This is a genomic window from Streptomyces melanogenes, from assembly GCF_014649795.1.
GTDB classification, from domain to species: Bacteria; Actinomycetota; Actinomycetes; order Streptomycetales; family Streptomycetaceae; genus Streptomyces; species Streptomyces noboritoensis.
On record NZ_BMTS01000007.1, the window covers coordinates 177,342 to 193,876 of the forward strand.

The 16,535-nt window shown below is 70.5% G+C and carries 17 protein-coding genes; 15 read left to right on the forward strand and 2 right to left on the reverse strand.

All coding sequences use genetic code 11. The features are described 5' to 3' along the window. Nucleotides 1-2: 2 nt before the first annotated feature. The 11 genes from IE252_RS17410 to IE252_RS17460 all read left to right on the forward strand — a co-directional run bounded on the left by IE252_RS17410 (nucleotide 3) and on the right by IE252_RS17460 (nucleotide 11,296). A complete protein-coding gene (locus IE252_RS17410; RefSeq protein ID WP_190090339.1) occupies nucleotides 3-773 on the forward strand; it encodes a creatininase family protein in 771 nt (256 codons plus the stop codon). Between the two features lie 88 nt (nucleotides 774-861). Further along, complete coding sequence (locus tag IE252_RS17415) at nucleotides 862-2,166, forward strand: nucleotide sugar dehydrogenase (RefSeq protein ID WP_190090340.1); 1,305 nt, start codon at nucleotides 862-864, stop codon at nucleotides 2,164-2,166. Beyond that, a complete protein-coding gene (locus IE252_RS17420) occupies nucleotides 2,159-3,142 on the forward strand; it encodes an NAD-dependent epimerase/dehydratase family protein (RefSeq protein WP_190090341.1) in 984 nt (327 codons plus the stop codon). The genes IE252_RS17415 and IE252_RS17420 overlap by 8 nt, the downstream gene beginning before the upstream one ends. Before the next feature lie 5 nt (nucleotides 3,143-3,147). Beyond that, on the forward strand, nucleotides 3,148-4,221 hold the full coding sequence (locus tag IE252_RS17425) for a glycosyltransferase family 4 protein (protein ID WP_190090342.1): 1,074 nt from the start codon (nucleotides 3,148-3,150) through the stop codon (nucleotides 4,219-4,221). Then, entirely contained in the window at nucleotides 4,218-4,982 is a 765-nt protein-coding gene (locus tag IE252_RS17430) for a sugar phosphate nucleotidyltransferase (protein ID WP_190090343.1), read from the forward strand. Before IE252_RS17425 ends, IE252_RS17430 begins: the two co-directional genes overlap by 4 nt. After that, nucleotides 4,979-6,130 carry a DegT/DnrJ/EryC1/StrS family aminotransferase gene (locus IE252_RS17435; RefSeq protein WP_190090344.1) on the forward strand — a complete coding sequence of 384 codons (1,152 nt, stop codon included), beginning with the start codon at nucleotides 4,979-4,981 and terminating at the stop codon, nucleotides 6,128-6,130. The genes IE252_RS17430 and IE252_RS17435 overlap by 4 nt, the downstream gene beginning before the upstream one ends. Further along, nucleotides 6,112-8,034, forward strand: coding sequence for a beta-galactosidase trimerization domain-containing protein (locus IE252_RS17440; protein ID WP_190090345.1), 1,923 nt, complete (start codon nucleotides 6,112-6,114; stop codon nucleotides 8,032-8,034). The genes IE252_RS17435 and IE252_RS17440 overlap by 19 nt, the downstream gene beginning before the upstream one ends. After that, complete coding sequence (locus IE252_RS17445) at nucleotides 8,031-8,933, forward strand: amidohydrolase family protein (protein ID WP_190090346.1); 903 nt, start codon at nucleotides 8,031-8,033, stop codon at nucleotides 8,931-8,933. The genes IE252_RS17440 and IE252_RS17445 overlap by 4 nt, the downstream gene beginning before the upstream one ends. Before the next feature lie 11 nt (nucleotides 8,934-8,944). Next, nucleotides 8,945-9,769: a class I SAM-dependent methyltransferase gene (locus tag IE252_RS17450; RefSeq protein WP_190090347.1), complete on the forward strand. Its 825-nt coding sequence runs from the start codon at nucleotides 8,945-8,947 to the stop codon at nucleotides 9,767-9,769. Next, the gene (locus IE252_RS17455; RefSeq protein WP_190090348.1) at nucleotides 9,766-10,812 is read left to right on the forward strand and encodes an alcohol dehydrogenase family protein; all 1,047 of its coding nucleotides are present in this window, start codon (nucleotides 9,766-9,768) and stop codon (nucleotides 10,810-10,812) included. The genes IE252_RS17450 and IE252_RS17455 overlap by 4 nt, the downstream gene beginning before the upstream one ends. A gap of 97 nt (nucleotides 10,813-10,909) precedes the next feature. Beyond that, nucleotides 10,910-11,296, forward strand: a complete 387-nt coding sequence (locus tag IE252_RS17460; protein WP_190090349.1) for an acyl carrier protein — start codon at nucleotides 10,910-10,912, stop codon at nucleotides 11,294-11,296. A gap of 82 nt (nucleotides 11,297-11,378) precedes the next feature. Here the strand turns inward: IE252_RS17460 and IE252_RS17465 are convergent, their stop codons facing one another. Both IE252_RS17465 and IE252_RS17470 read right to left on the reverse strand, forming a co-directional pair. Next, the gene (locus IE252_RS17465; RefSeq protein WP_190090350.1) at nucleotides 11,379-12,728 is read right to left on the reverse strand and encodes a hypothetical protein; all 1,350 of its coding nucleotides are present in this window, start codon (nucleotides 12,726-12,728) and stop codon (nucleotides 11,379-11,381) included. Nucleotides 12,729-12,839: 111 nt separating this feature from the next. Continuing rightward, nucleotides 12,840-13,211: an ectoine synthase gene (locus IE252_RS17470; RefSeq protein ID WP_229848535.1), complete on the reverse strand. Its 372-nt coding sequence runs from the start codon at nucleotides 13,209-13,211 to the stop codon at nucleotides 12,840-12,842. Between the two features lie 362 nt (nucleotides 13,212-13,573). Here IE252_RS17470 and IE252_RS17475 point away from each other — a divergent pair, with 362 nt between their 5' ends. From IE252_RS17475 to IE252_RS17490, 4 genes are all read left to right on the forward strand, one after another. After that, nucleotides 13,574-14,569: a fatty acid desaturase family protein gene (locus IE252_RS17475; protein WP_190090352.1), complete on the forward strand. Its 996-nt coding sequence runs from the start codon at nucleotides 13,574-13,576 to the stop codon at nucleotides 14,567-14,569. A 107-nt stretch (nucleotides 14,570-14,676) separates the two neighbouring features. After that, complete coding sequence (locus tag IE252_RS17480; RefSeq protein WP_229848477.1) at nucleotides 14,677-15,519, forward strand: hypothetical protein; 843 nt, start codon at nucleotides 14,677-14,679, stop codon at nucleotides 15,517-15,519. A gap of 99 nt (nucleotides 15,520-15,618) precedes the next feature. Continuing rightward, the gene (locus IE252_RS17485) at nucleotides 15,619-15,996 is read left to right on the forward strand and encodes a VOC family protein (protein ID WP_190090353.1); all 378 of its coding nucleotides are present in this window, start codon (nucleotides 15,619-15,621) and stop codon (nucleotides 15,994-15,996) included. A gap of 106 nt (nucleotides 15,997-16,102) precedes the next feature. Further along, complete coding sequence (locus IE252_RS17490; protein ID WP_190090354.1) at nucleotides 16,103-16,483, forward strand: DUF3592 domain-containing protein; 381 nt, start codon at nucleotides 16,103-16,105, stop codon at nucleotides 16,481-16,483. The last annotated feature ends 52 nt before the right edge of the window (nucleotides 16,484-16,535 follow it).

The window sequence follows — 16,535 nt, forward strand, 5'->3', positions numbered from 1 at the left end:
CGATGCGGCAACGCACCACGAACGTACCCCGCTACCAGGACCTGACCAGTCCGCAGGTGCCGCAGACCGCGGCCGGCGCCACCCTGGTGTGGCCGGTGGGAGGACTGGAGCAGCACGGCCCCCACCTCCCGCTCTCGGTCGACCTGGACATCCCGGAAGCCCTGGCCCGGCAGGTGGTCGCGGAGCTCGACGGTCTGCTGCTGCCCGGCCAGCCGCTCTCGGCCAGGTCGCTGCCGCAGAGCGGGGGCGGACTGCGCTTCCCGGGCACCGTCCACATCTGCGGCACCACCTTCATCGACTACCTGACGGACTGTCTGAAGTCCCTCTCCCGCCTCGGCCTCGGCCGGCTCGTCGTGATCAACGGGCACTACGAGAACGAGGGCCTGCTCTTCGAGGCGATCGACGGCTGCGCCCCGGACACCCTGTTCGCGGACACCGAGGTGGTCGCGTTCAGCTGGTGGAGTCTGGTCACCGACGCCTGGCTCGGCGAGCACATCCCGCACTTCCCCGGATGGCACGCCGAGCACGCGGGCCTGACCGAGACCAGCCTGATGATGTATCTGCGCCCCGACGTCGTCCGCGCGGAGCGCCCCAGCCATTCCTCACCACCGCCAGCGGGGGTGTACCGGCACCCCGTCGACGTGGACGAGATCTCGAACCAGGGTGTGCTGTCCTCCGCCGTCGGCGCCTCCGCCGAACTGGGGGAGCGCCTGTTCTGGCACCTGGTCGACGGCGCCGTCGAACTCCTCGGCAAGCCGTCCCGGGTCCCGTGAACACGACGAGCTCCAGCAGCCGAGGACGGGCCGCCCGCGATACGTACCGGTGACTCCACCACTCCAGCCACTCCCAGGGGGCTATGCAATGCCATCGACCAGGCCGTACGAGGACTACGACGTGTGTGTCGTCGGGCTGGGCTACGTCGGCGTCACACTCACCGCCGCGCTGCTCACCACGGGCAGAAGCGTGCTCGGCTACGAGACCAACCCCAAGGCGGCCGACGAACTCGCCCGGGGCGTCCTGGAGTTGGCCGAACCGGGCGTCGAGGAGGAGATCGAGGGCGGGGCCGCGAGCGGTGCCTTCGCCGTCACCACCGACCTCGGCGAGCAAAAGCTGCCGCCCGTCGTCATCATCTGCGTCGGCACACCGATCGAGACCGGCGGGACCACACCCGATCTGAGCCATCTGCGGGCCGCCACCGAGGCGATCGCGGCCGGCATCGACGAGACCACCGTGGTCATCGTGCGCAGCACGGTACCGGTGGGTACCTCGCGGAGCCTGGTGCTGCCCCTCCTGCGCGGCAGGATCCCCGAACCGCTGCTCGCCTACTGCCCGGAGCGCACCATCCAGGGCCAGGCGCTGGCGGAACTGCTGTCCCTGCCGCAGATCGTCGGCGGTCTCAGCGACGAGGCGGCCAAGCGGGCCGCGGAGTTCTTCGGCACCCTCTCCGACCAGGTGGTGCCGGTGTCCTCGCTGGAGAGCGCCGAACTGGTCAAGCTGGTGTGCAACTGCCACACCGACCTGATCTACGGCTTCGGCAACGAGATCGCACTCATCACCGAGACCCTCGGCCTGGACGCACGCGAGGTCATCGACTCCGCCAACCTCGGCTATCCCCGGCCCACCCTGCACAAGCCGGGCTTCGTCGGCGGCAGCTGCCTGACCAAGGACCCCTATCTGCTCGCGTACTCGGTCGCCGCGTACGACCACACACCCCAGATGATCACCGCGGCGCGCACGCTCAACGAGTCCATGCCGCGCAGGGTCGGCGAACGCGTCCTGGCCGCGCTGTGGGAGCAGGGCAGGGACCCGGCCGGCGCCAGGATCCTGATCTCGGGCTTCGCGTACAAGGGCCGTCCCGAGACCGACGATCTGCGCGGAGCCCCCTACGAGCGGCTGCTGCCGTTCCTCAGGGGCCGGGTCAAGGAGATCGTCGGGCACGACTTCGTGGTGCCGCCGGCCCGGATCGAGGCGCTGGGTGTCCGGGCGGTCGGCCTGACCGAGGGCTTCACCGGCGCGCACGCGGCCATCCTCCTCAACGACCACCGGCGCTACGGCGAGGTCGACGCCGCCGACCTGGTGGCGAGCATGGCGGACCCGGCACTGGTCTACGACACCTGGCGGGTCCTCCCGCCCTCGACGAAGGCGATGAGGCTCGGCCGTGCGTAAGAAGATCCTGATCACCGGAGGAGCGGGCTTCATCGGCCTGCACCTGGCCCGCCGTCTGGCCGCCACCTGCGAGGTCACCCTGCTCGACGACTTCAGCAGGGGCCGGTCCGACGCGGAGCTGTCCGCGCTGCTCGGCCCGGTCCACGTCGTCGGGCACGACCTCACCACGCCCGTGCCCGACGGACTGCTCCCGGACGACTTCGCCGAGGTCTACCACCTGGCCGCCGTCGTCGGCGTCGCCCACTCCAACGACAACCCCCGGCGGGTGCTGCGCACCAACCTCCTCACCACCGTCCACCTCCTCGACTGGTTCTCCGGCCTGACCGGAGCCACCCTCTGCTTCGCCTCCTCCAGCGAGGCCTACGCGGGCAGCGTCGAGGCCGGCATCGCGTCCGTCCCCACCACCGAAGACGTACCGCTGATGCTCCCCGATCCCACCGTGCCCCGTTCCTCGTACGGCTTCAGCAAGATCGCCGGAGAGCAGCTGTGCCGCACCTACGCGCGCACCCACGGCTTCGCCCTGCGCATGGTCCGCTTCCACAACGTCTACGGACCCCGAATGGGATACGACCACGTCATCCCGCAGTTCATCGAGCGGCTGCTCGGCGGCGCGGACCCCTTCGAGATCCACGGCGCCGACCAGACGCGCGCGTTCTGCTACGTCGACGACGCCGTCGACGCCATCACCGCGCTGACCGCCCTGCCCACCAAGGAGCCACTGCTGGTCAACGTCGGCAACGACCAGGAGGAGATCCTCATCAGGGACCTGGCCCGGAGCGTCTTCGACGCCCTGGGCCGCCACCCGGCCGTCGACGTCCACCCCGCGCCCCCGCTGTCGCCCGCCCGGCGCCTGCCCGACATCTCCCGGCTGCGCGAACTGACCGGGTACCGCCCGGCGGTTTCACTGAGCGAGGGGTTGCGCCGCACCTGCGAGTGGTACAGCCGGGACATCGCGGCACGCGGAAGCGGAGCGTGAGCGGCGTGCGCGTACGGTACGTCCACCGCGGCTACTTCCCGGCGCGTGCCGGAGCCGAACTGATGACGCAGTACCTCGCCGCGTCGATGAGCCGGCTCGGCTGGGACGCCGGCGTGTACACCCACCAGGTCGACGAGGACACCGCGACCTTCATGCGGGGCGCGGGCGTGAGTATCCAGCCGCTTCCGGCCACGCCCGACGAGACCGACCGGGCGGACGTGGTCCACGCCATCGACGCCTTCCACCCGCAGGACATCGCGGCCGGCCTGGACCTCGCCCGGGCCTGGGACGTGCCGTTCGCGGTCACCCCCGCCTCCGCCCCCGACGTCTGGCCGGACCGCGAGACCGTACTCGACGGCTGCCGCAGCGCGGACGCCGTCTTCGCCCTGTCCGTGGCGGAACGCGGCATGCTCCGCGACGCCGGCGTCAACGCCTCCAGACTGCACATCATCGGCCAGGGACCACACCTGCCCGGCACCCCCGACCCCGCCCGGTTCCGCCGCGAGCACGGCATCGAAGGACCCGTGGTGCTCTTCCTGGGGCGCAAGACGCGCTCCAAGGGCTACGTCACGCTCCTGGAGGCCACCGAGCACGTCTGGCAGCAACACCCCGACACCACCTTCGTGTTCATGGGACCCCGCTGGGACGAGGACTGCGCGCAGCGGTTCGCCGAGCACGCCGACCCCCGCGTCATCGAGCTCGGCATGGCCGACGAGGACGCCAAGCACAGCGCCCTCGCCGCCTGCGAGCTGCTGTGCGTGCCCTCCACCGTCGACCTGTTCCCGCTCGTCTACGTGGAGGCGTGGGCCTGTCGCAAACCCGTCGTCGCGTCCACCTTCCTCGGCAGTACGGAGGTCGTCGCCCACGGACGGGACGGCCTGCTCGTCCGCCCCACCGCCCGGACCGTCGCCGAGGCGGTCAACCGGCTCCTCGGCAACCCGTCCGAACGCCGCGCCATGGGAGAGCACGGCTACGACAAGGTGCGCCGTGAACTCGGCTGGGACGCGGTCGCCGACCGGGTCCACACCGTCTACCGCACGCTGATCGCCGCCCGGAAGCAAACGGAGAACGTCCGATGAAAGCAGTGGTCCTGGCCGGAGGTGAGGGTCGTCGGTTGCGGCCCGCCACCCTGGCCACCCCCAAACCCCTCATCCCCATCGACGGCATACCGATCCTGCACATCATCCTGACGCAGTTGGAGCGCGCGGGCTTCACCCATGTGTCGCTCTCCCTCGGCTACCGGGCCCACATGATCAAGGCGAGCTTCGGCGGTAGTTGTTCGCCGGATGTGGAGCTGGACTTCTTCCAGGAGGAGGAGCCGCTGGGCACCGCGGGCCCGCTCGCGCTGCTGCCGCCTTTCGAGGACTCCACCCTGGTGATGAACGCGGACCTGCTCACCGACATCGACTTCGCCGACCTGGTCAGGCGCCACAAGAAGTCCCAGGCCGCCGCCACGGTCGCGCTCAGCCGCCAGGACATCGACATCGCGCACGGCGTGGTGGAACTCGACGAGGAGGGGCGCGTGACCGACTTCCGCGAGAAGCCCCGGTTGAGTTACCTGGTCAGCGGGGGCATCTATGTGCTGGAGCCGTCGTTGCTGCGGTTGCTGCCGCCGCGCGGCCGGCACGACATGCCCGCCCTGCTCGACCGGGCCCGGGCCGAGGGCGAGCGCATCGAGGGCCATGTCATCGAGGGGGACTGGCACGACATCGGCACGCCCGAGCAACTGGACCTGGCCGCCGCCGCGTTCCGCGCCGACCGGGCCCGCTACCTGGGCCGTCGCGCCGCGGCCGCGCTGTGTGCGGGGAGCGGCGCCTCGCAGGAGGTGGTGGGTGGATGACGGCCTTCGACATCGCGCTGTACCGTCCGCAGATCGGGCCGGCCGCGATCGAGGCGGTCAGCGGCGTCCTGCGGTCCGGGTGGCTGTCGGCCGGGCCCGTCACCGAGGAGTTCGAGGGCAAGTACGCGGCCGCGCTGGGTGTCGGGTCCGCGGTCGCCGTCAGCAGCGGCACGGCCGCCCTGCACCTGGCCGTCCTGGCTCTGGGCCTGGGCCCGGGCGACGAGGTCGTGCTGCCGTCGCTGAACTTCGTCTCGGCCGCCGCGACTGTCGCGCTGTGCGGCGCCACCCCGGTGTTCGCCGACGTGAAGGGCCCGCACGACCTGTGCATCGACCCCGAGGACGCCGCCCGCCGCATCACCTCGCGCACCCGGGCGATCGTCGCCATGCACTACGGCGGTTACGCCGCCGATCTGACGGCCCTTTCCCGGCTGGCCCGTGCGCACGGCCTCGCCCTGATCGAGGACTGCGCCCACGCCCCCGTCACCGACTCGGTCCACGGCGTGCTCGGCACGGTCGGCGACATCGGTTGCTACAGCTTCTTCGCCACCAAGAACCTGGCCATGGGCGAGGGCGGCATGGTGGTCGCCCGCGACCCCGTCGTGAGTGAGCGCATCCGGCGGCTGCGCTCGCACGCCCTGACCGTCAGCGCCCAGCAGCGCGACCGAGGCGGATCCTCGCTGTACGACGTCGACGCCCTGGGCCTCAACTACCGACCCACGGAGATCGGCTGTGCCATCGGGTGCGTCCAGCTGGAGGCCCTGCCCGCCGCACAGGCCCGCCGACGGGACGCGGTGCGGATGTACCGCGAGCGACTGGCCTCACTGCCCGGGCTCACCGTGCCGTTCGCCGACCGGCCCGTGGAGGACAGCGCCCACCACCTGTTCGCCGTGGTGCTACCCGAGGGCACCGACCGCGAGGCGCTTCAGGGCCGGCTGCGCGCGGCGCGGATCCAGACCGGCGTGCACTACCCGCCCACCCACCTGTTCACCCCCTACCGGGAGCGCCAGGAGGACGAGCCGTGCCGTCTGCCGGTCACCGAGGACGTGATGGCACGTCAGCTCTCGCTGCCGCTGCACCCGGGCATCGGCGCGGCCGAGGTCCGCCAGGTCGTCGAAGCGGTGAGCGCCGCATGGCAGGAGACACCGTGAAGGGTGGCCGCGTCACGCTCTCCGACGGCGCCCTGTACCGCGACGGGCGCCCCTTCGTCAGCGTCGGGGTCAACTACCACCCCTCGCCCACCGGCTGCGACTACTGGCGGGAGTGGGACGGCGCCCGTATCGACGACGACTTCCGCCGGATGGCCGCCGCCGGACTGAACACCGTACGGTTCTTCGTCTTCTGGGCCGACCTCGAACCCAAGGAAGGCGTCTACGACCCCGAGATGACCAACCGGCTGCGGGAGCTGGCCCGGAGCGCCCATCGGCACGGTCTGACGTGTCTGCCCTCGCTGCTGACGATCTGGATGAACGGCCAGTGGTTCGACCCGCCGTGGCGCGAGGGCCGGGACCTGTGGCGGGACGCGGACCTGCGCGAGCGGCAGCGGGCCTTCGTCCACCACATCGCCACCGAGCTGCGGGACGCGCCGAACATCCTCGCCTACGACCTCGGGGACGAGGTGATCCACGTCGACTCCGCGTCGTCCGCCGCCCTCGGCGCCGACGAGGTCCGGGCGTGGTGGGGGATGCTCGCGGGAGCCATCCGCGCCGCCGACCCGAACGCGCTGGTCCTCCAGGCCAACGAGGCCTCGGCGGTGCTCGGCGGCCATGCCTTCCGCCCGGAGCACGCCGAGCCCCTTGACCTGGTGGGACTGCACGGGTTCCCGGTGTGGACACCGTTCCACATCGAGTCCGTCGCGGCCCGCAAGGCCACCGCCTTCCTGCCCTACCTCGTGCGGCGCGGGCGCGCCCATCGGCCCGTGTACGTCGACGAGATGGGCAGCTACGGCTGCGACGAGAGTACGGCCGCGCGGTATCTGCGGGCCGCGTCCCACTCCGCCTTCGCGGCCGGCGCGGTCGGCACCGCCGTCTGGTGTTGGCAGGACTTCACCACCGACCGCAAGCCCTACGCGCTGCGGCCCAACGAGCGGCGCGTCGGCCTGCTGGACGCGGACGGCCGCGAGAAACCCGCCCTGGCCGAGTACCGGACGTTCGCCCGGCGCGTGACCGGCGAGCTGGCCGGGTTCAGGCCGCTGCCCGCCCCGGTGGGTGTCTTCATTCCCGAGCCGGAGCCGCAGGACGAGGCCGGTTACCTGACGCCTTCGGGCAGCGACGCGCCCGCCGCCTTCTACGCCCACCTGCTCCTCCAACAGGCCCACCTACCATACGAGTTCACCGGCCGCGACGCGGATCTGGAGCGTCACGCGCTGCTGATCTGCCCCTCGGCGCGGCAGCTGTCGCTGCCCGACCGCCGCCGCCTGGCGCGGTACGTCACCTCCGGCGGCGTTCTGCTGTACTCCACCGGCAGCCTGCTGGACGCCGCGGGCGACGAGGAGTTGTTCGGCATTCGCGTGCGGGACTTCACCCGGGCCGACGACACCCACGCCGAGTTCACCTGGACGGGCGTACGCTTCCCGCTGCGCTGGGACCCCGGCCCGATCCCGGTGATCGATGCGGCGGGTGCCGAGACCCTGGCCGCGTTCCCCGACGGCTCGCCCGCCCTGACCCGCCACCGCCTGGGCGAGGGGAGCGCCTACTACCTCAACGCCCCGCTGGAGGCACAGCTCAACGCCCCCTACCGCCTCCAGGAGGTCGCCTGGCACCGGCTGTACGAGGCGGTCGCCGAGGCGGCGGGTGTACGTGTGCCGCTGACCGCGGACGACCCGTCGGTGGAGGTCACCGTGCTCGGACGCGGCGACGAGCGCTGCGCCGTGGTCATCAACCACGCTCCCGAAGCGGTGGACACGACGCTGCGGCGCCGACCGGTGGAAGGCACCCCGGAGACCACGGAGCCCCTGCGCCTGGAGCCCAAGGGGGTGCGTCTGCTGTTCTGGCCCGGCGACGCCACGGCGCGGCACCCCGGTGGGCGGGAGCGGCCCGAGGAGCGACAGACGTGATCGTCGACGCGCATGTGCACGCGGGGGAGTACTACCGCCACTACTCGGCCCGCTTCGCCGAGCAGATGACCGCCACCACCGACCTGGCACCCGAGGACCTGTCCGCGCCGGAGGCGAAACTGCTCGCCGAGATGGACGCCGCGGGCGTCGACCGTGTCTTCCTGCTCGCCTTCGACGTACAACGCGTCGAGGGGTTCTCGGTGCCGAACGAGTTCGTCGCCGAGCTGTGCGCCCGCCACCCCGACCGGCTGACCGGCTTCGCCTCCGTGGACGCGGGCGTCCCGGGCGCGGCCGGGCGCCTGCGCGAGGCCGTGACCGGCCTCGGCCTGCGCGGGCTGAAGACCGCCCCCTGCTACCTGCGCATGTCACCCGCCGACCGGCGGTGGTACGACGTGTACGAGACGGCCATGGACCTGGGCCTCCCGGTCCTGATCCACACCGGATACACACCGTCGCGCAACGCGGACGCCCGGTTCTTCTCCCCGCTGCTCGTGGAGCAGGTGGCCCGGGACTTCCCCGACCTCACGGTGATCCTCGCCCACCTCGGCACCCCCTGGACCCGGCCGTGCGTCGACCTGCTCGCCCGGCACGCCAACCTCCACGCGGACCTGTCCATCTTCGGCTCCTACCAGCCGCCCGCCACCGTGGCCCGGGCACTGGCCCACGCCCGCGACAGCGGTGTCCTCGACCGGCTCCTGTGGGGCACCGACTTCCCCTTCGCCTCCATGACCGGGTCCGTGACCCGCATGGCCGAGCTGGCCCGGGACCCCGGCCTGTGGCCGCACGGCAGCGACCCGCTCTCGCCGCGCGAGTACGCGGCCCTCATGGGCGGTACGGCGGCGCGGCTGCTCGCCCGCGCCGCACCCCGAGCCACACCGACTCCCCCTTCGAACCGATGACTTGAGGTGCCATGACCTTTTCCCGCGGCTACGAGTTCGACGCCATGTCGCGCCGCCCCCTGTACGGCGACGTGACCCAGCGTCTGGTCGCCATCTGCGAGGCCCCGGACGGCGGTGTCGTCGCCGACGTCGGCTGCGGCTCGGGCCTTGCCACCCAACTGCTCCTGGAACGCTCCGCGCAGGTCAGCGCCATCATCGGCATCGACCCCTCGGAGCACGAACTGGCCATCGCGCGCCAACGGTTGCGCGACCCCAAAGTGCGCTTCGTGCAAGGGCGCGCGCAGGACGTCGAATCCCTGACCGGACCGGTGGACGTCGCCGTCCTGAGCAACGTGATGCACCAGATACCGGCAGCCGAGCGCGGCCCCGTGATCGCCGGCTGCCACCGGCTGCTCGCACTGGGCGGGCGCTGCGTCCTCAACACCCTCTTCTACGAGGGAGCCGTGCTCCCCGAGACCCGGCCCTTCTACGCACACTGGCTGCGCGCCACCCGCGACGCCCTGCGGGAAAGGGGCGAGGACCTCGTCCTGGCCCGCAGCAAGCCGGTGGCCCTTCAGACCCTCACTCCACACCGCCACGAGGAGCTGTTCGCCGAGGCGGGGTTCTCCCAGACCAAGTCCGAGGAGGCCGTGTACCCGTGGACCCTCCAGGACTGGGAGGCCCTGTGCACGTACTCGGTGTTCGTGGAGGGGGCCACCGGGATCAGCGACCTGGCCCTCGGCTCCGAGGCGCTGACTCAGGGCCTGCGGGCCACCTTCGAGCGGCTTGAGCTGACCGAGGTGCCCCGGCGCTGGCTCTTCGCCTGGGGCATCAAGGGATCCCAGGAGGAGGCGTGAGAGCCCTGCGATGGCACGGCACACGCACGGCGGCGGTCGCGGACGACATCGCCATGCCCCGTATCGAGGAACCGCGCGACGCCGTCGTCCGCGTCGTGCGCAGCGCGATCTGCGGCACCGACCTCCACCCGTTCCGCGGCGAGATCGACGCCTTCACGCCGGGTACCGTGACCGGCCACGAGTTCACCGGCGTGGTCGAGGAGGCCGGGCCCGAAGCGCGCGGTCTCCGGCCCGGGGACCGGGTCGTCGCCTCGGACATCATCGCGTGCGGGCACTGCCGCTCCTGCCGCCGGGGCTGGCACTACCAGTGCGACCGGGTGGGCCTGTTCGGCTACTCGACCGTGGTGGGCACACGGGCCTACGACGGGGGACACTCCGAGTACGTACGGGTTCCCTTCGCCGACACCGTGCTGTTCCCGATCCCCGACGACGTCGGCGACGAGCGGGCGCTGTTCATCGGCGACGTACTCGCCACGGGCTACGCGTGCGCGGTCGGTGCCGAGGTGCGCCCCGGGGCCACGGTGGCGGTGGTCGGCTGCGGCCCCGTGGGCCTGCTGGCCCTGGAGGCCGCCTGGGTGCTGGGCGCCGCTCGCGTGCTCGCCATCGACCCGCTGGAGAGCCGACGGAAACTGGCCGCCGAACGCGGCGCCTGCCCCGTGCCCGCCACGCCCGACGTCGACCAACAGGTCGCCGACCTGACCGACGGGCGCGGCACGGACGCCGTCCTGGAAGCCGTGGGCACCGACGCCGCACTGCTGACCGCGCTGGACGTCGTACGGCCACGCGGAACGGTGTGCGCCGTGGGCGCCCATGCCTCCGAGGCCATGCCCCTGCCGACCCGGCTCGCCTTCGCCAAGGAGATCACGCTGCGCTTCGCCGTCGGCGACCCCATCAGCGACTTCGAGCCGCTGATGAATCTGGTGCGGGCCGGCCGCGTCGACCCCACCTTCCTGATCTCGCACCGGATGCCCCTGGCCGAGGCCGCGGAGGGGTTCCGGCTGTTCGACTCCGGCGAGGCCAGCAAGGTGGTGCTGATCCCGTGAGCACGTCGGCTCCGGCGAAGCCCCGAGGCCGAATGCACCAACGACGTCCCTTCCCGCCCCCGGCGTTCAGCCGTACATCGCGACCCCTGGAGGAACCGTGACGGACAACCTGACCAGCCCCACCAAGCCCGACGTCTCCGCCACTTCGGCGGACGGACCGCACAAGCCGGGCGGCGACGCACAGGCGGCGGCGGAAGTGGTGCGCAGGATCTGGGCACAGGTGCTGGAAGTGGAGGCCGGGTCCATCGACGTCCACCACAGCGACTTCTTCGAGATGGGGGGATACTCGCTGCTCGCCCTCCAGGCCATAGGAAGGATCCTGACGGAGTACGGGATCGATGAGGTCGAGGCGGTGGAATGGGAGGGAGAACTCCTCAACCGCCTCTTCGACAATGCCACGCCCATGGTTCAGGCCGAGTTCCTGGCGGAGATGGGCTGCGGCACTCCGAGCGCGGGCAACCGCCCGGCGGAGACCTCACGGTAGGACTGAGCTCGAAGCTGCTGCGCCGAGAAGGGCGCCTGGGGGGCATCTGCCCCGGCCAGGTGCCCTTCGCGTTCGAGTTCGCTTACGCGCGGCTGCCGACGGTCGGCTTGGCCGAGGCCGCATCGTCTCCGGCCACGGCGGCGTTGACGGCGCGGTGTGCCTCCTCGGCGATGCGCTCGCCCTCGGCCGCGTTCGTGGCGCACACGACGATGCCCAGTGAAGGCCGGTGCCCGGCAAGTGCCCTGACGGTCGACGGGTAGGCCCGGATGCCCCGTGCCCACAGTTCCTCGAATACGGGGCGGACGTGGGCCGTGTACGACGCGGTCCCGGTGAGCCGCAGCGGCATCGCGTCATGGGTGTAGGCGACCGGGGTGTGGTCGGCCCACCGCTCCGCGAGGGCGACCGCGTGCATGGCACCGGAGCGCCGGGCGTTGATCTCGGTGACGTAGAGCTCCCCGTCGACGCCGAGCAGGCAGTCGATCGTCAACCAGCCCCGGTACCCCAGGGATTCGGCGAAAATATGGACGGCTCTCCCCAGGGCGGAGAGCCGTTCCTCCACGTCGGGATCGACGACTCCGGGGCCGAGGGCCAGGCTGCGGTACCGCAGTCCGTCGACGCCGAGCATGCTGTATTCCATCCGCGGTTGCTCGCCGCCACCGACGAGGACATCCACGGCCGGGCAGTCGGCCGCATGCTCGATGTAGTCCTGCACGGTGAGCGGGAAGGTGCCGAAGAAGGGGTCGCGCCGCAGCGACTGCCAGAACCGTCGCAGGGTTCCGTCGGCGTCGGGCCGTGCGACGGCGGAGCCGTAACCGCCGACGCCGTACATGCTCTTGACCACCGCCCGGCCACCGCGGCCCACGACGGCCGTGACCGCTCCTTCGAGCTGCTCCCAGCTGGCGACCGAGATACCCCGTGGCACGCGGAACCCCGGGATGTGCGAGGCGAGGTCGACACAGCTCAGCTTCGATTCGAGGTACTCGCACGACCAGTAGTGCTGCGGCTCGGCGACGTCCAACCGCACGTCCCGCCCCTGACTGCGCAGGAGAGCCGCCAACGCGTACAGCTCGGGCGACGCCCCGAAGGACAGGAACCGCACCACGCGCGATCCGCTGGTCGCGGTGTGCAGCGCGGCCAGCGCGCGGTCGTCGTTGAGCAGGTCGTGGACCAGGCGGCCGGTGCGCGGCGTCGGCGACACGACCGGAGCGACGGTGCTGCCCAGGCCGGTGTGGACGTCGGCGAGCCACTCCGTGGAGTAGCCGGCGGGGAGCACGAGCACGCGGTTCCCGGTGCTCCAGAAGACACACTGGTCGGTGAGCCCCGTACCGTGTTCGACGAGGTCGCGTTCCACACCGGGGTCGAACTCCAGCAGTTGGCGTTTCTGGTTGAACTCGACGACGTTGGGGATCACCAGGTCAATGGTCTCGGGCATGCTCTCCTGCCTCAGGGTCTTGGTGTGCGCGTGCGGGTGCGCGTACAACGTGCTGACGTGAGGCAGACCGACCCGGTGTGTCCGCCGGATCGGTTCAGCCATGGCCCGCCCCTAGTAACTCGAATGCACACCAGGGGTGAGCAGGTGTGTTTCCGAACCGTGCAGGGCCGGCGAGAAGACACACATCAGCGTCATGCCGTGCTGCGAGCGCAGCACGTGCGGTTCGCCCATGCCCGGGGCGTACAGCATCCCCGGCCTGAGTTCGAAGACGCCGTCCTCCGACTCCACGGAACCGGAGCCGGACACGCAATAGCAGACCTCTTGGTGGTTGTCGTACCGCAGGTACGACTCGCTGCCGGGCTGTACATAGGTCTCGGTCAGACCGAAACCCAATTTGTCGGCCTGGACGAGTATTCGTCGGCTCCTTCCGTTACCCCAGTCCACGTCGCATTCGCTTCCCACGACATCTTCAACCGCGCGCACCAGCAAGGTTCACCTGCCCAGGAGTCAGTATTTCCGTCGGGGTCGTGAATCGAGTCTATGGAGTGAGGGGCCGGTATTCCACGGGAACTACGGGCATGGCCATTTGGCCATGCCCGCCGGGCGCTCCTGGTCAACGTATCGACAGGGAGGGGGTGTTGTTTCGGCATCGAAATCTGTAGCTTGCGAGTGAGGCCGAGCTCGGAGAGGGCGTTCGCAGGCCGTAACGGCAGAGCACACATCAAACAGCTCTTCTCCGCCGATCCGGCGACGCATCAGGCCACCGCGCCCGGGGCCTCCTCGGTGGGGTGCGGTCCGCCCCCGACTTATCCATGCGCTGTTTCGACCCTCTTGGAGGTTCAGGAATGACACTCCCACAGGAGAACGCCCACCTCGATCGCAACGACGTCTTCTCCTCGGCCGAACTGCGCGAACTGACCCGCCGTTCCAGCGGGATGGCCCTGCGCCGCTCCTCGGTACACGCCCTGCTGTACGGCATCGCCGTGACCGGGGCCCTGGCCATCGACACCTGGTGGGCCATCGGGCTGAGCTGGGTGCTGGGCGCCTTTGTGATCGCCTCGCTGCACAACCTGCTGCACTGCGCCTCGCACGGCACCTTTATGAACACCTACCGGGGGAACCGCATCGCCGGACAGGTCGCCGGCACGTTCCTCCTCATCAACAGCGCCATGTACCGGGTGTTCCACATGCACCACCACCGCAACACCCATACCGCTGAGGACCCGGAACCCGACGGCGTCATCACCACGCTGTGGCAGTACGCCGTGGCCATGATCAACGTGGACTACTTCATCGGTTTTCTGCGGATGTCGGTGGCCTCGCTGTCGCACCGGTACCCCTACTTCGTCAAGACCGACCGGGCCCGCTCCGCGATCCGCCGCGACACCTGGATCCTCTTTCTGTGGATCGCCTGTGCCACCGTACTGACCATCCTGTGGCCCATGGTGATGCTCACCGTGTACATCATGCCGACCTGCATCGCCTGGGTCGTGAACAACTTCTCCATCATGCCCGAGCACTACTATGCGGAGCGGACCGACAACCCTTGGCGTAACACCAATTCGGTCTACACCGAAAGCAAGTGGTTCGGCTTCCTCAACTGGAACACCAACTACCACGCCGAGCACCACCTCTATCCCGGGATCCCGGCCTGGAACCTGCACGAGGTGTCGAAGCGGGTACGGAGTCACCTCGCCTTCACCGAAACCTCCTACATCCGCTTCCACGCCCGTCTGCTGGGCGATGTGATCAGCGGCCGGGCGAAAGAGCAGGAGCAGGCCTTCGTACTGCAGGAGGGCCGGGCGACGAGCTTCATCTACTCGTTGGAGAAGGCCAGGTGACGGGGGTTACGGCACGCGGGTGAGCACCGACGTAGCCTGCCCCGCCGCCGTCTGAATAGCGAGGGTGCGTCCGACCGTGCGCACCCCGCCCGCTAGCATCGCTTCACATGGCGATACGGGGGTGGTGGCGGCCGGGTGCCGCAGTGATGGCGGTGCTGGCGGCAGTCTGCGCCTCGGGCCCGGAACGTTCCCAGGCAACGGGCACGGCGTCGGGTCCCGGCCCCCTCCCGGCCGACCGCTACAGCTCCACGTCCCAGGACTACCAGCGGGCCCAGCGGGCGTCGGCGCTCCTGATTCGCCAATGCATGGCGAAGCGCGGCCACCCGGACTTCCCGCTCGACCCCCGCTACCCCACTGACCCGATCGTCGCCGCCGCGGTCAGCACCGACTACGGCGCCCTCGACCTGGCCGCCGCCCGCCGCTGGGGTTACGGCTGGGACCCGAAGAAATCTTGGGTCTCCCAGCCCAAGGGCCGCCGGATGACGAACGCCGAGTACGCGGACGATCCCGCATGCAACGCCGAGGCCGACGGGCAGTTGATGCGCGGCATCGACGTACAGAAGGACTGGATCTATGCCGGCCAGCGGGCGGTCGAGGTCGACAAGGCGGTCAAGGGCGACCCCCGTCTGCGCGCGGCCTTCGAGGTGTGGTCCCGCTGTATGGCAGAGCAAGGGTTCACCCGCTACCCGGACCCCCTCGCCGCCTACACCGACAACGCCTGGCAGCGGGGCAGCGACGGCAACACCCTCCGCACGCGGCAGGAACGGGCCACCGCGGCCGCCGACGTCATCTGCAAGCGCCGCCACCACACCACCGAGGTGTGGCACGCGGTACGGGCCCAGAAGCAGGCCGCGGACATCACCCAACACCGCGACCGCTACGCCGCCGCGCTGCGCGCGCTGCGGACGTACCGGGCCAACATCGCCGCGGTGCTGAGCCGACTCGGCTAGGCCGTCCAGCGAAAGCGCTGCCACGCGACTGAGTGGTGTGCGCGCAGGCTGAGCGCAACTCTGTGGCGTCTTGAGCGGAAGTGAGGAAGGCTCGCGCACATGGTTTCGGTATTGCAGAACGTGGCGATCGACTGTGCGGATGCCTATGAGCTGGCTCGGTTCTGGAGCGGTGTGACGGGTCGTCCGATCGATCCGGATGCCAGACCGGGGGACCGGGAGACTCAGGTGCTGCTGGCGGAGGGCCCAGTGCTGTACTTCAACCAGGTGCCCGAGGCCAAGACGATCAAGAACCGGATCCATCTGTGTCTGCGCCCGGAGACATCGCGTGAGCAGGAGGTGGAACGGCTGCTCGGCCTCGGTGCCACCTTCGTCACCGATCACCGGAATCCCGATGGCTCCGGCTGGGCAGTCCTCGCCGACCCGGAAGGCAACGAGTTCTGCGTGCTTCGCAGCGAGTCCGACCGGGCCGCGACGTAGCGGACCGCGAGCTTGTCATAGAGTCGGCAACCAATGTCCCACCCCAGGCGTCGGGCAACACATGCAACGTGAATGGTTTTTCAGTCTCATACCGCTGACGATCGGCGTGGCTTTCCTCTGCTTCGGTGTGTACGGGCTCCGCCGCGCCAAGGCGCTGCGCCTCGGCGGGGTCAATGCCAAGGCGCGGATCGTCCGCCATGACGTCGAGCGCAACGACGACGGTGCCAGGTTCCACTACCCGGTCGCGGCCTGGACGGCACAGGACGGGCGCGCCTGCGAGTACGCGTCCAGATTCGGCCGCGGGACCGTGGGAAGCGGCTTCCGCGTGGGGGCGCACGTCATGGTCCGATACGACCCGCAAGCCCCGGACCGGTTCGCCATCGAGGGCTGGGACACGAGAGCTGTCGACCTGCTGTTCACCGTGCTGGGGGCGGTGTTCACCGGGGGCACCGTGACCGCCCTGGTCGTGCGGCTCCTCACCCTCTGACCCGTGGCCCGTCCGGAATGCCGGGCCACGGGGCGGGTCTGCGGCGTACGGG